Raw genomic sequence first — 13257 nt, forward strand, 5'->3', positions numbered from 1 at the left:
TAACGTGAACTCAGGTGGATTCAGGCTGGCCGGCGTTCAGTGGCCGGCGAATTCGGTGACGGTATAAACCGGCAGTCCCGCGTTGCGCAGCAGCGCCGAGCCGCCGAGATCGGGCAGGTCGATGATCGCCGCGCCTTCGACCACTTCCGCGCCGAGCCGCTGCAGCAGGTTGCGCCCCGCCATCATCGTGCCGCCGGTCGCGATCAGGTCGTCCATGATGATCACGCGGTCGCCGGGGCGGCACGCATCTTCATGGATCTCGACCGTCGCGCTGCCGTATTCGAGGTCGTACGATTCCGAGCGCGTCTTGTACGGCAGCTTGCCGACCTTGCGGATCGGCACGAAGCCGACGCTCAGTTCGTACGCGACGATCGGCGCGATGATGAAGCCGCGCGCGTCGAGGCCCGCGACATAGTCGAGCTTCGCATCGACATAGCGTTCGACGAACAGGTCGACGAGGATGCGCAGCGCCTTCGGGCTCTGCAGCAACGTCGTAATGTCGCGGAACATCACGCCCGGCTGCGGCCAGTCCGGCACCGTGCGGATCTGGCTGTGGATGAAGGCGACCGGATCGAGCGGTGCGCCCGACGACGAATGCGGCATGAAACTCTCCGAAAAAAACGGTGCGCGAAGATCGGGCACCGTTTCGAGTAAATACGGGTCAGGTTATCAATCCGAGCACGGGCTCAGGCGACTGCGGCCGGCGGATCGCGCCGATGGCGCGACAGCCGCTCCTCCGCGAGCGCGAGCGCCTCGGGCAGCCCGCGCAGCACGACGATGTCGCTCGCGCGCAGCTTGGTCTGCGGATCGGGTTCGACGCCGCGGATGCCGTGCCGGCGAATCGCCGTGACTTCCAACCCGAGCGCATACAGCCCCAGTTCTTCCAGCGACCGCCCGACCGCGTCCGCGCGCGCATCGACCGGCACCGATTGTAGCCGCACCTGCTCGTGGTCGTCGTCGTCCGCATCGTCCGCCCCGCGGAAATAGCCGCGCAGCAGGCTGTAGCGTTCGTCGCGCATCTCCTCGACGCGCCGCACGACCTTGCGCATCGGCACGCCGACCAGCACCAGCGTGTGCGACGCGAGCATCAGGCTGCCCTCGACGATCTCCGGAATCACCTCGGTCGCGCCGGCTGCGAGCAGCTTCTCGAGATCGGCATCGTCGACGGTACGCACGATCGCGGGCAGCGTCGGCTCGAGTTCGTGCACGTGATGCAGCACGCGCAGCGCGGACGGCGTGTTCGCATAGGTGATCGCGACCGCCGCCGCGCGGTGGATACCGGCCGCGAGCAGCGACTCGCGGCGCGCCGCATCACCGAACACGACCGATTCGCCGGCCGCGCCGGCCGCGCTGACGCGATCGGGGTCGAGGTCGAGCGCGACGTACGAAATGCCTTCCTGTTCGAGCATCCGCGCCAGGTTCTGGCCCGCGCGGCCGTAGCCGCAGATGATCACGTGGCCGCGCTGCTTGAGGCTCTGCGTCGCGATCCGCGTCATCTGCAGCGACTGCTGCATCCATTCGGTCGACGACAGCCTCATCACGATCCGGTCGGCGTTCTGGATCAGGAACGGCGCAGCGAGCATCGACAGCAGCATCGACGCGAGGATCGCCTGCAGCAGCGTCGCATCGACGAGATGGCGGTCGAGGATCAGGTTCAACAGCACGAAGCCGAATTCGCCGGCCTGCGCGAGGCCGATGCCGGTGCGCATCGCGACGCCCGGCGTCGCGCCGAACAGCCGCGCGAGCCCGGCGATCATCGTCCCCTTGAACAGGATCTGCCCGACGAAGAACGCGAGCACGAGGAACGGGTGCTCCCAGATCACGCGCGGGTCGAGCAGCATCCCCGTGGTCACGAAGAACAGGCCGAGCAGCACGTCGCGGAACGGCTTGATGTCCTCCTCCACCTGGTGGCGGAACGGCGTCTCGGAGATCAGCATCCCCGCGATGAACGCGCCGAGCGCGAGCGACAGGCCGAACTTGTCGGTGATGAACGCGGCGCCGAGCGTGACGAGCAGCAGGTTCAGCACGAACAGCTCCTGCGAGCGGCGCCGCGCGACGACGTTGAGCCAGCGCGTCATGAAGCGCTGGCCGATGACCAGCAGCAGCGTGAGCGCGATCACGATCTTGACGGCCGCGAAGCCGAGCGTGATCGCGAGGTCCTTCGACGATTCGGCGCCGAACGCGGCGATCACGATCAGCAGCGGCACCACCGCGAGATCCTGGAACAGCAGCACGCCGAAGATGTTGCGGCCGTGCTCGGTCTCGATCTCGAGCCGCTCGGCGAGCATCTTCGACACGATCGCCGTCGACGACATCGCGAGCGCGCCGCCGAGCGCGATACTGCCCTGCCACGTGATGTGTACCCAGTGCTCGAACAGCATGCCGAGCACGAGCGCGAGCACGAGCGTCGCGACGACCTGCAGCAACCCGAGCCCGAACACGAGCCGCTGCATCGCCCTCAGCTTCGCCAGCGAGAATTCGAGGCCGATCGAAAACATCAGGAACACCACGCCGAATTCCGCGAGATGCTCGGCCCGTTCCAGATCCGCCGCGATGCCGAACGCATGCGGGCCGACCAGGATGCCGACGGTCAGGTAGCCGAGCATCGGCGGCAGGTTCAACGAGCGGAATACGACGACGCCCACCACTGAGGCCAGCAGCAGCAGCAGGGTCATTTCGAGCGGGGAAATCACAGGCGAAGCGTCCTCGTTCGTCGGGGCCACGGCAATGCGGGCGCGGGTGGTGGCGGTGGTCGGGCGACCTCGGACGAGTCCGAAGGCCCGGCGCGGCGAACAAACGCCTTTGCTATACTCCGCGCATGATAGCGAAAATCAATGATGATCGGGCGCTCGCGCTCGCCCGCGACGTGCTCGACATCGAGGCGGACGCCGTGCGCGCGCTGCGCGACCAGCTCGACGGCGGCTTCGTCCAGGCCGTCGCGCTGCTGCTCGGCTGTCGCGGCCGCGTGGTGGTGTCCGGTATCGGCAAATCAGGGCATATCGCCCGCAAGATCGCGGCCACGCTGGCCAGCACCGGCACGCCGGCCTTCTTCGTCCACCCTGCCGAGGCCAGCCACGGCGACCTCGGGATGGTCACCTCCGACGATGTCTTCATCGGCATCTCCTATTCCGGCGAATCCGAAGAACTCGTCGCGATCCTGCCGCTCGTGAAGCGGATCGGCGCGAAGCTGATCGCGATCACGGGCCGCGCGGAATCGAGCCTCGGCACGCTCGCCGACGTGAACCTGAACGCCGCGGTCTCGAAGGAGGCCTGCCCGCTGAACCTCGCGCCCACCGCGAGCACGACCGCCGCGCTCGCGCTCGGCGACGCGCTCGCCGTTGCCGTGCTCGACGCGCGCGGCTTCGGGTCGGAAGATTTCGCGCGCTCGCACCCGGGCGGCGCACTCGGCCGGCGCCTGCTCACCTACGTGCGCGACGTGATGCGCTCGGGCGACGACGTCCCGTACGTCGGGCTCGACGCGACGCTGTCGGACGCGCTGTTCCAGATCACCGCGAAGCGCCTCGGCATGACCGCCGTGGTCGACGCCGACGGCAAGGTCGCCGGCATCTTCACGGACGGCGACCTGCGCCGCGTGCTGGCGCGCGACGGCGACTTCCGCGCGCTGCCGATCACCGACGTGATGACGCGCGACCCGCGCACGATCGCGCCGGATCACCTGGCGGTCGAAGCCGTGGAACTGATGGAGCGCCACCGGATCAACCAGATGCTGGTGGTCGATGCCAACGGCGCGCTGATCGGCGCGCTGAACATGCACGACCTGTTTTCGAAGAAGGTGATCTGATGAGCGCAGCGCTGACTGCGGCCGAACGCGCGAGCCGCGTGAAGCTGATGATTTTCGACGTCGACGGCGTGCTGACCGACGGCGGCCTGCTGTTTACCGCGGCCGGCGACACGATGAAGTCGTTCAATTCGCTCGACGGCCACGGCGTGAAGCTGCTCGGCGAAGCCGGCATCGCAACCGCGATCATCACGGGCCGCCGCTCGGAAATCGTCGCGGCGCGCGCGAAGGAAATGAAGATCGCGCACCTGTTCCAGGGCGTCGAGAACAAGCTCACCGTGTTCGCCGACCTGATCGCGTCGCTCGGCCTCACCGCCGACCAGTGCGGCTACATGGGCGACGACTGGCCCGACCTGCCCGTGATGCTGCGCTGCGGCTTCGCGACCGCCCCCGCGAATGCGCACCCCGAGGTGATCGCCCGCGCGCACTGGGTGGCCGAGGCCCGCGGCGGCCACGGCGCCGTACGCGAAGTCTGCGACGCGATCCTGCGCGCGCAGCGCCGCTACGACGCGCTGCTCGCGGCCGCCTGCGGAGCCTGACGGATGAACAAGCATTTCCGCTGGACCCAGTTGCTGCCGCTCGTCGCGGTCGCCGCGCTCGCGGGCATCACCTGGTGGCTGCTGCAGGCCACGCTGCCGCCGCCCGGCGAAGGCACCGTGCAGCCGAAGCGCCATACGCCCGACTATTTCGCCGACAACTTCTCGGTCACCGAGCTCGACCAGTCCGGCGCGACCCAGTACCGGCTGACGGCCGCGAAGCTGATCCATTACGAAGACACGGAAAGCAGCGACCTGGCCGATCCGGCCATGCGCGCGTTCCAGCCCGGCAAGCCGGTCGTGACGACCACCGCGAAGCGCGGCACCGTCAACGGCGACGTGTCGATCGTCGACTTGTACGACGACGCGCGCATCCTGCGCGCGGCCGGCGGCGGCGATCCGCAGATGCAGGCCGATTCCCAGCATTTCCGGATCTTCGTCAATGACGATGTGATCCAGACCGAAAAGCCGGTTAAACTTCAGCGCGGCCTGTCGCTCGTCAATGCGACCGACGGCATGAAGTACAACAACGTCACCCGGGTCATCGAGCTTTACGGCAACGTGCGCGGCACGATCGCCGCGGCGGACACGTCCGGCGGCTCGAAAGGTCAACCCAAGTGACGCTTCCCTCACGTGACTGCATGAACGAACCGTTCCCTCGACAGATTTCCGGCGGCGCTGCGCGCGCCGTCCGCGCCGCGCTTGCCGCGGCGCTCGTGGCGCTCCCGCTGGTCGGGCTGGCGCCGCTCGCCCATGCCGAGAAGGCCGACCAGAACAAGCCGATCAACGTCGAGGCAGACAACCTGACCTATGACGACCTGAAGCAGGTCACGGTCGCCACCGGCAACGTCGTGATCACGAAGGGCACGATCGTCATCAAGGGCGATCGCGTCGAAGTGCGCCAGGATCCGGAAGGCTATCAGTACGCCACCTCGTTCGGCAGCGGCAAGAAGCACGCGACGTTCCGCCAGAAGCGCGAAGGCCTCGACGAGTACATCGACGGCGACGCCGAGCGCATCGACTACGACGGCAAGCAGGACCTGACCACGCTGACCACCGCCGCGACCGTGCGCCGCCTGCAGGGCACGTCGACGATTGCCGATACCGTGCACGGCAGCGTGATCACGTACGACGGCCAGCGCGACTTCTACACCGCGAAGGGCGGCAAGGACGTCGCCGCGCCGGGCAACCCGAACGGCCGCGTGCGCGCGATGCTGTCGCCGAAGAACGGCGGTCCTGCACCGCTGAACGGCGCGCCGGCAAAGCTGTCGCCGTCGACCACGATCCAGGGGGCGCCGGGCCAATGAACGCGCTACCGAACCGCCAGCCGGCCGGCACCACGAGCTCGCTCGTCGTCCGCAACCTGAAGAAACGCTACGGCTCGCGCACGGTCGTCAAGGACGTGTCGCTCGACGTGAAGAGCGGCGAAGTCGTCGGCCTGCTCGGCCCGAACGGCGCGGGCAAGACCACGTCGTTCTACATGATCGTCGGCCTCGTGCCGCTCGACGCGGGCGAGATCTCGCTGAACGGCAGCTCGATCAGCCTGCTGCCGATCCACAAGCGCGCATCGCTCGGCCTGTCGTACCTGCCGCAGGAAGCGTCGGTGTTCCGCAAGCTGACCGTCGAGGAAAACATCCGCGCGGTGCTCGAGCTGCAGCACGGCGAAGACGGCAAGCGGCTGTCCAAGGACGCGATCTCGTCGCGCACCGAAGCGCTGCTCGACGAGCTGCAGATCGGCCACCTGCGCGAGAACCCCGCGCTGTCGCTGTCGGGCGGCGAACGGCGCCGGGTCGAAATCGCGCGCGCGCTGGCCACCAACCCGAACTTCATCCTGCTCGACGAACCGTTCGCCGGCGTCGACCCGATCGCGGTGCTCGAGATCCAGAAGATCGTCAAGTTCCTGAAGCAGCGCAACATCGGCGTGCTGATTACCGATCACAACGTCCGCGAAACGCTCGGCATCTGCGACCACGCCTACATCATCAGCGACGGCTCGGTGCTCGCCGCCGGTGCGCCGAGCGAAATCATCGAAAACGAAAGCGTGCGCCGCGTGTACCTCGGCGAACACTTCCGGATGTAACTCCCCCCTCGTGGCTGGCTGCACCCCGCCCGGCATCGCCGTGCGGGGACGCGCCCTGCTTCGCGGCCATGCCCGCGGCCGGGCGGCGCGCCGCGCGTAATCGCGGATGGCTCAACGCGCCTGGGTCGTGGCAAACTGCCGGTATGACTCCCTCCTTGCCATGAAAGCCAGCCTTCAACTCCGCCTGTCGCAACATCTGGCGCTGACGCCCCAGCTACAGCAGTCGATCCGGCTCCTGCAGTTGTCGACGCTCGAATTGCAGCAGGAAGTCGCGATGGCCGTCGCGCAGAACCCGCTGCTCGAGAACGACGACGAATGGATCGCGAGCCCGCTGCGCGTCGCAGCGGACGGATCGCTGATCGCGCAGACGCCGCCCGCGCAGAACACCGAGCCCACTTCGACGAACAGCAGCAGCTCGTCGAGCGATCGCGCCGAGCGCGACGAGCCGGCCGGCGCGGACGAGTACGACGGTTACGGGTCCGGCGACGGCAACGACGGCCCGCAGTGGAATCTCGACGAATTCGGCCGCTCGAGCGGCGCATCCGACGACGACGACCTCCCGCCGCTGCAGGTGCAGGAAGCGGCGACGTCGCTGCGTGACCACCTGTCCGCGCAGTTGCGCGTCACGCAGGCCGGCCCGCGCGATCGTGCGCTCGTGATGTTCCTGATCGAATCGCTCGACGACGACGGCTACCTGACCGCGACGCTCGACGAAGTGCTCGCCGACCTGCCGCCCGAGCTGGAGATCGACTGCGATGAACTGAACGCGGCGCTCGCGCTGCTGCACAGCTTCGATCCGGCCGGGGTCGGTGCCCGCTCCGCCTCCGAATGCCTGAAGCTGCAGTTGCTGCGCCTCGATCCGTCCCCGACGCGCACACTCGCGCTCGAGATCGTGTCGCAGCATCTCGAACTGCTCGCCGCCCGCGACTTCACGCGCTTGCGCAAGCACCTGAAGGCGAGCGACGACGCGCTGCGCGACGCGCACACGCTGATCCGTTCGCTGGAGCCGTTCCCCGGCGCCGCATACGGCAAGGCCGAGGCCGACTACGTCGTGCCCGACATCATCGTGAAGAAGGCCGGCCAGGGATGGCTCGCGGAACTCAATCCGGAGGTCGTGCCGCGCCTGCGGATCAACAACCTCTACGCGAACATCCTGCGCAACAGCCGCGGCGATCCGTCGGCCGGTTCGCTCAAACAGCAGCTCCAGGAAGCACGCTGGCTGATCAAAAACATCCAGCAGCGATTCGACACGATCCTGCGTGTCGCGCAGGCGATTGTCGAGCGTCAAAAGAACTTCTTTGCGCACGGTGAAATTGCCATGCGCCCCTTGGTTTTGCGGGAAATAGCTGATACGCTGGGCCTACACGAGTCGACTGTCAGCCGTGTGACAACCGGGAAGTACATGCTGACCCCGTTCGGGACGCTTGAATTTAAGTACTTCTTCGGATCTCACGTTTCGACCGACACCGGAGGCGCCGCTTCGTCGACAGCCATCCGAGCCCTCATCAAGCAACTGATAGGAGCTGAAGACCCTAAATCGCCACTTTCGGACAGCCGCATTGCCGAGCTGCTGGCAGAACAAGGATTCGTGGTCGCGCGCCGCACGGTTGCGAAGTACCGCGAAGCCCTCAAGATCCCGGCAGTGAATCTGCGCAAGTCTCTTTAAGCCTGCTGCCTGCCCGGCGGCAGGCGTGTTCCGGCCACCGCGCATACGGGGAACAGGCCGGGCGACCTGTCCGCGATACGCCGCCTCGTGCGGCACGGGCAAGTCGACCGGAGCGCCGCCTCGATGCGGCCGGGTGGTCACTCGCTTGGAGAAGCACTATGAACCTGAAGATCAGTGGACATCATCTCGAAGTCACGCCTGCAATTCGCGAATACGTGATCACCAAGCTGGACCGGGTGCTACGGCATAGCGATCAGGTGATCGATGGCACTGTGATCCTCTCGGTCGACAACCACAAGGAAAAGGACAAGCAGCAGCGCGCGGAAATCAACCTGCACCTGAAGGGCAAGGACATCTTCGTCGAAAGCGCCAACGGTAATCTGTATGCAGCGATCGATCTGCTGATCGACAAGCTGGATCGCCAGGTCGTCAAGCACATGGAGCGCCTGCAAACGCACGCGCACGACCCGATCAAGCTTCAACCGTCGATCGACCAGATCGAACTGCCGCCGCAGTAACCTTCACCGCAACACACACGTCGCCCGGTTCGCCGGGCGTTTTTTTTGCGACTCCGCGCAGTGGTGCAACCGGTCTGTCCGCGCTGCGCCACGCACGCGGCTGTGCTCTATAATGTTCCGGTTATCGCCGGGGGGCGCTGGACGCGGTAGCTGCCTTGCAGGTTGCCGATGCCGAACGCCTTGATATCGCCGAACATGGGTAATCAGTCTGCCGCCGCAAGGAGACCCCAGGCCGCCCAATCGCCTGCCAACATGAATCGCCTAGCCAAAATCCTGCCCATAGAGAACGTCGTCATCGACCTCTCAGTCACCAGCAAGAAACGCGTGTTCGAACAAGCCGGGCTGATGTTCGAGAATCAGAACGGCATCGCCCGCAGCACCGTCACGGACAACCTGTTCGCGCGCGAGCGCCTCGGCTCGACCGGGCTCGGCGAAGGCGTCGCGATTCCGCACGGGCGCATCAAGGGTCTCAAGCACCCGCTCGCCGCGTTCGTCCGGCTCGCCGATGCGATCCCGTTCGAAGCCCCCGACGGCCAGCCCGTCGGCCTCCTGATTTTCCTGCTCGTGCCCGAGCAAGCCACCCAGCAGCACCTCGAGATCCTGTCGGAAATCGCGCAACTGCTGTCCGACCGCGACGCGCGCGAGCGTCTGCACAACGAAACGGATGTCGCCGAGTTGCATCGCCTGCTCACTCAGTGGCAACCTTGAGTTGATCCGGGCGGAATATTTCCCCGTACGCGGCGGCACACGCCGCCGTTCAGGGCCGCCCGGCGCCGGCCCGGCATGGCGATGTCCGTCGCCGCACGCACGCACCGGCCCATTGGAGTGACGAAAGTCATGGATACGTCCAGCATCAACGCCCAGAGCATCTTCGACGACAACGCGGCCACGCTGAAACTGAGCTGGCTGACGGGGCATGAAGGCTGGGAACGCGGCTTTTCGGCCGACACCGTCGGCAATGCCACCTCGAGCGCCGACCTCGTCGGCCACTTGAACCTGATCCACCCGAACCGGATCCAGGTGCTCGGCGAAGCCGAAATCGACTACTACCAGCGGCAGACCGACGAAGACCGCTCGCGCCACATGGCCGAGCTGATCGCGCTCGAACCGCCGTTTCTCGTCGTCGCCGGCGGCGCCGCGGCGCCGCCCGAACTCGTGCTGCGCTGCACGCGCTCGTCGACCCCGCTGTTCACGACGCCGATGTCGGCCGCCGCGGTGATCGACAGCCTGCGGCTCTACATGTCGCGGATCCTCGCGCCGCGCGCGACGCTGCACGGCGTGTTCATCGACATCCTCGGGATGGGCGTGCTGCTGACGGGCGACTCGGGCCTCGGCAAGAGCGAACTGGGCCTCGAACTGATCAGTCGCGGCCACGGCCTCGTCGCCGACGACGCGGTCGATTTCGTCCGACTTGGCCCCGATTTCGTCGAAGGGCGCTGCCCGCCGCTGCTGCAGAACCTGCTCGAAGTGCGCGGCCTCGGCCTGCTCGACATCAAGACGATCTTCGGCGAAACCGCCGTGCGGCGGAAAATGAAGCTGAAGCTGATCGTCCAGCTCGTGCGGCGCCCCGACGGCGAATTCCAGCGCCTGCCGCTCGAAAGCCAGACCGTCGACGTGCTCGGCTTGCCGATCAGCAAAGTCACGATCCAGGTCGCGGCCGGCCGCAACCTCGCGGTGCTCGTCGAGGCGGCCGTCCGGAACACGATCCTGCAGTTGCGCGGAATCGACACGTTGCGCGATTTCATGGATCGGCAACGACTCGCGATGCAAGATCCCGACAGTCAGTTCCCCGGCAAACTGGTGTAACCCGCACGCGCCGGCCGCGCAACGCCGACGCGTCGAGCCGGTGCTATGATGAAACGTCAGGATTCTCTGCTTCCCATGCGCATCGTCCTTATCACTGGCATCTCCGGCTCAGGCAAGTCCGTCGCGCTGAACGCGCTCGAAGACGCAGGCTATTACTGCGTCGACAACCTGCCGCCGCACGTGCTCCCCGAACTTGCCCGCTACCTCGCCGAGGACGGCCAGCGCCGGCTCGCGGTCGCGATCGACGCGCGCTCGAGTGCGTCGCTCGACGAAATGCCCGGCCTGATCCGCGAGCTGTCGCGCGAGCACGACGTGCGCGTGCTGTTCCTCAACGCGAGCACCCAGGCGCTGATCCAGCGCTTCTCCGAAACGCGCCGCCGCCATCCGCTGTCCGGTTCGCTGTCGCACGATGCGAACGTCGGCCTGCTGTCGTCGCTCGAGGAAGCGATCGAGCGCGAACGCCACCTCGTCGCGCCGCTCGCCGAATTCGGCCACCAGATCGACACGAGCACGCTGCGCGCGAACGCGCTGCGTACGTGGGTCAAGCGCTTCATCGAGCAGAAGAACAACGACCTGATGGTGATGTTCGAATCGTTCGGCTTCAAGCGCGGCGTGCCGCTCGACGCCGACCTGATGTTCGACGTGCGCGCGCTGCCGAATCCGTACTACGACCATGAGTTGCGCCCGCTCACCGGGCTCGACCAGCCGGTCATCGCCTTTCTCGACGCACTGCCGATCGTCCACCAGATGATCGACGACATCCATGCGTTCCTGATGAAATGGCTGCCGCACTTCCGCGATGACAACCGCAGCTACCTGACCGTCGCCATCGGCTGCACGGGCGGGCAGCATCGTTCGGTGTTCATCGCGGAAACGCTCGCCACGCGCCTTGCGCACGAGGCGAACGTGATCGTGCGGCATCGTGACGCGCCAGTGGATGTCGACGCGTCGTCGCGGCTCGTCTCCGAGGTCGACCGACCCTAGCGACGCACGCCCCAACGCCCGCGCGCCATGTCCTCCCTATCGACCACCCTGATCGACCTGCCGCTGTTTCCGCTGCATACGGTGCTGTTTCCGGGAGGCCTGCTCCCGCTCAAGGTGTTCGAGGCGCGCTATCTCGACATGTCCCGCGCGTGCCTGCGCGACGACGCACCGTTCGGCGTGTGCCTGTTGAAGAGCGGGCCCGAAGTCGCGCAGGACGGTGCCGTGTCGGTGCCCGAGACCATCGGCTGCATGGCGCGCATCACCGAGTGCGATACCGGCGAATTCGGCATGCTGTACCTGCAGGCGGTCGGCACGCAGCGTTTCGAGCTGCTGTCGTATCGCGTCGAAGGCAACGGGCTGCTGGTCGGCATCGCGGAGCCGCTGCCCGACGATATCCCGCTCGAAGGCGAGCAGACGCTCGCGCAGTTCGGCTCGTGCGCCGAGGTGCTCGAGCGCATCATCGACGCGCTGAAGAAGTCCGAACCGGGCAAGATGCCGTTCGGCGAACCGTTCCGCCTCGACGATCCGAGCTGGGTGTCGAACCGCCTCGCGGAACTGCTGCCGCTCGACCTGCGCGCGCGGCAGAAGCTGATGGAGTTTCCGGACGTCGGCGCGCGCATCGACGCCGTGCACCACGTGCTCGGCCGGCACGGCTGGTTATAAAGGCCCCCAGACCAGTCGCTCCGCGCCAGGCCCCCGAGGGGGTCCAGAAAACCTGGGACGGCCCGGCGTTTTCTTGAGCGCGCCCCTCCCCTTCGTTACAGCAGCGGCCCGCTCAGCGCATCGAGCAGCTTGCGCACCGGTGCCGGCACGCCATACGCGTCGAGCCGGCTCAGCGGCACCCAGGCGGTGTCCGCATCCCGCGCGCCCGAAGGCAGCCCGCCACCGTCGGCCATGTCGCTCAGCCGCGGCTCGATTTCGAGCCGGAAATGCGTAAACGTGTGCGTGAGCGGCGCGAGCGGCACCGTGCCGCCGCCGCCGAAGCCGCGCGCGAGTTCCGCGAGCGCGGCGTCGCCGTCCGCTTGCGGCAGACTCCACAGCCCGCCCCAGATGCCGGTCGGCGGGCGCCGCTCGAGCAGCACGGCGTCGCCGTCGCGCAGCACGAGCATCCAGGTCTTGCGCGTCGGCACGGCCTTCTTCGGCCGCGCGGCCGGCAGTTCGCGCTGGCGGCCCGTCGATTGCGCGACGCAGTCGCCCGCGAACGGGCAGCGCGCGCAATCGGGCTTGCCGCGCACGCACAGCGTCGCGCCGAGATCCATCAGCCCCTGCGTATAGGCGCTCACGTCGGCCGCGTTCGCGGCGTCGGGCAACAGCGATTCGGCGAGCGCCCACATGTCGTTCTCGACCCGCTTCTCGCCCGGAAAGCCCTCGACGCCGAACACCCGCGCCAGCACGCGCTTCACGTTGCCGTCGAGGATCGTCGCGCGCGCGCCGTATGCGAACGACGCGATCGCCGCGGCCGTCGAACGGCCGATGCCCGGCAGTTCGGCCAGCGCGTCAGGCGTCGCCGGAAACGCGCCGCCGTGCTCGGCGACGACGACCTGTGCGCAGCGGTGCAGGTTGCGCGCGCGCGAGTAGTAGCCGAGCCCCGCCCACAGCGCCATCACGTCGTCGGTCGGCGCGGCCGCGAGCGCGGCGACGTCGGGGTAGCGGTCGAGAAAGCGCGTGTAATACGGGATGACGGTCGATACCTGCGTCTGCTGCAGCATGATTTCCGACAGCCAGATCCGGTACGGATCGCGGGTGTTCTGCCACGGCAGGTCATGGCGGCCATGCTCGCGCTGCCACGCGACCAGGCGCGTGGCGAACGTGCGGTGCAGCGGCGTAACGGGGAACGGAGCGGGGGCGATGCGGGGCGGCTTCAAGTT

General features: G+C 67.2%; 14 protein-coding genes. 11 read left to right on the forward strand and 3 right to left on the reverse strand.

Features of this window, described 5'->3' with window-relative positions; translation table 11 throughout:
* Positions 1-36 precede the first annotated feature (36 nt).
* Both ACN8ZM_RS15045 and ACN8ZM_RS15050 read right to left on the reverse strand, forming a co-directional pair.
* Positions 37-603: an adenine phosphoribosyltransferase gene (locus tag ACN8ZM_RS15045; protein WP_011353218.1), complete on the reverse strand. Its 567-nt coding sequence runs from the start codon at positions 601-603 to the stop codon at positions 37-39.
* Positions 604-686: 83 nt separating this feature from the next.
* Positions 687-2693, reverse strand: a complete 2007-nt coding sequence (locus ACN8ZM_RS15050) for a monovalent cation:proton antiporter family protein (RefSeq protein WP_043187334.1) — start codon at positions 2691-2693, stop codon at positions 687-689.
* A gap of 125 nt (positions 2694-2818) precedes the next feature.
* Between ACN8ZM_RS15050 and kdsD the strand changes: the two genes are divergently transcribed.
* From kdsD to ACN8ZM_RS15105, 11 genes are all read left to right on the forward strand, one after another.
* Entirely contained in the window at positions 2819-3802 is a 984-nt protein-coding gene (kdsD, locus tag ACN8ZM_RS15055; protein WP_043187332.1) for an arabinose 5-phosphate isomerase KdsD, read from the forward strand.
* The gene (locus tag ACN8ZM_RS15060) at positions 3802-4338 is read left to right on the forward strand and encodes a KdsC family phosphatase (RefSeq protein ID WP_043187330.1); all 537 of its coding nucleotides are present in this window, start codon (positions 3802-3804) and stop codon (positions 4336-4338) included. Before kdsD ends, ACN8ZM_RS15060 begins: the two co-directional genes overlap by 1 nt.
* Before the next feature lie 3 nt (positions 4339-4341).
* The gene (gene lptC / locus ACN8ZM_RS15065; protein ID WP_043187328.1) at positions 4342-4956 is read left to right on the forward strand and encodes an LPS export ABC transporter periplasmic protein LptC; all 615 of its coding nucleotides are present in this window, start codon (positions 4342-4344) and stop codon (positions 4954-4956) included.
* Positions 4957-4976: 20 nt separating this feature from the next.
* Positions 4977-5642, forward strand: coding sequence for a lipopolysaccharide transport periplasmic protein LptA (gene lptA, locus ACN8ZM_RS15070; RefSeq protein WP_043187325.1), 666 nt, complete (start codon positions 4977-4979; stop codon positions 5640-5642).
* Positions 5639-6415 (forward strand): LPS export ABC transporter ATP-binding protein, encoded by a 777-nt coding sequence (gene lptB / locus ACN8ZM_RS15075; RefSeq protein WP_034189275.1) that lies wholly within the window; start codon positions 5639-5641, stop codon positions 6413-6415. Before lptA ends, lptB begins: the two co-directional genes overlap by 4 nt.
* A gap of 160 nt (positions 6416-6575) precedes the next feature.
* A complete protein-coding gene (locus tag ACN8ZM_RS15080; RefSeq protein ID WP_043187322.1) occupies positions 6576-8081 on the forward strand; it encodes an RNA polymerase factor sigma-54 in 1506 nt (501 codons plus the stop codon).
* A gap of 158 nt (positions 8082-8239) precedes the next feature.
* Positions 8240-8599 (forward strand): ribosome hibernation-promoting factor, HPF/YfiA family, encoded by a 360-nt coding sequence (gene hpf / locus ACN8ZM_RS15085; protein ID WP_006477786.1) that lies wholly within the window; start codon positions 8240-8242, stop codon positions 8597-8599.
* 168 nt (positions 8600-8767) lie between these two features.
* Positions 8768-9307 (forward strand): PTS sugar transporter subunit IIA, encoded by a 540-nt coding sequence (locus tag ACN8ZM_RS15090; protein WP_080741751.1) that lies wholly within the window; start codon positions 8768-8770, stop codon positions 9305-9307.
* A 129-nt stretch (positions 9308-9436) separates the two neighbouring features.
* Entirely contained in the window at positions 9437-10405 is a 969-nt protein-coding gene (hprK, locus tag ACN8ZM_RS15095) for an HPr(Ser) kinase/phosphatase (protein ID WP_011353227.1), read from the forward strand.
* Positions 10406-10480: 75 nt separating this feature from the next.
* Positions 10481-11389 (forward strand): RNase adapter RapZ, encoded by a 909-nt coding sequence (gene rapZ / locus ACN8ZM_RS15100; RefSeq protein WP_043187318.1) that lies wholly within the window; start codon positions 10481-10483, stop codon positions 11387-11389.
* Positions 11390-11416: 27 nt separating this feature from the next.
* Positions 11417-12052, forward strand: a complete 636-nt coding sequence (locus ACN8ZM_RS15105) for an LON peptidase substrate-binding domain-containing protein (protein ID WP_043187316.1) — start codon at positions 11417-11419, stop codon at positions 12050-12052.
* Positions 12053-12147: 95 nt separating this feature from the next.
* Here ACN8ZM_RS15105 and mutY read toward each other — a convergent pair whose 3' ends face one another.
* Entirely contained in the window at positions 12148-13254 is a 1107-nt protein-coding gene (gene mutY, locus ACN8ZM_RS15110; protein ID WP_205824189.1) for an A/G-specific adenine glycosylase, read from the reverse strand.
* Positions 13255-13257 lie beyond the last annotated feature (3 nt).

Origin of the sequence: Burkholderia aenigmatica (genome assembly GCF_048627025.1) — a bacterium.
GTDB lineage: Bacteria > Pseudomonadota > Gammaproteobacteria > Burkholderiales > Burkholderiaceae > Burkholderia > Burkholderia aenigmatica.

Bases quoted from the DNA above. Each gene is read 5' to 3' on its own strand.
- lptA (WP_043187325.1), top strand. From the start codon at position 4,977: ATGAACGAACCGTTCCCTCGACAGATTTCCGGCGGCGCTGCGCGCGCC.
- ACN8ZM_RS15045 (WP_011353218.1), bottom strand. From the start codon at position 603: ATGCCGCATTCGTCGTCGGGCGCACCGCTCGATCCGGTCGCCTTCATC.
- kdsD (WP_043187332.1), top strand. From the start codon at position 2,819: ATGATAGCGAAAATCAATGATGATCGGGCGCTCGCGCTCGCCCGCGAC.
- hpf (WP_006477786.1), top strand. From the start codon at position 8,240: ATGAACCTGAAGATCAGTGGACATCATCTCGAAGTCACGCCTGCAATT.
- ACN8ZM_RS15080 (WP_043187322.1), top strand. From the start codon at position 6,576: ATGAAAGCCAGCCTTCAACTCCGCCTGTCGCAACATCTGGCGCTGACG.
- ACN8ZM_RS15090 (WP_080741751.1), top strand. From the start codon at position 8,768: ATGCCGAACGCCTTGATATCGCCGAACATGGGTAATCAGTCTGCCGCC.
- lptC (WP_043187328.1), top strand. From the start codon at position 4,342: ATGAACAAGCATTTCCGCTGGACCCAGTTGCTGCCGCTCGTCGCGGTC.
- rapZ (WP_043187318.1), top strand. From the start codon at position 10,481: ATGCGCATCGTCCTTATCACTGGCATCTCCGGCTCAGGCAAGTCCGTC.
- ACN8ZM_RS15060 (WP_043187330.1), top strand. From the start codon at position 3,802: ATGAGCGCAGCGCTGACTGCGGCCGAACGCGCGAGCCGCGTGAAGCTG.
- hprK (WP_011353227.1), top strand. From the start codon at position 9,437: ATGGATACGTCCAGCATCAACGCCCAGAGCATCTTCGACGACAACGCG.
- ACN8ZM_RS15105 (WP_043187316.1), top strand. From the start codon at position 11,417: ATGTCCTCCCTATCGACCACCCTGATCGACCTGCCGCTGTTTCCGCTG.
- lptB (WP_034189275.1), top strand. From the start codon at position 5,639: ATGAACGCGCTACCGAACCGCCAGCCGGCCGGCACCACGAGCTCGCTC.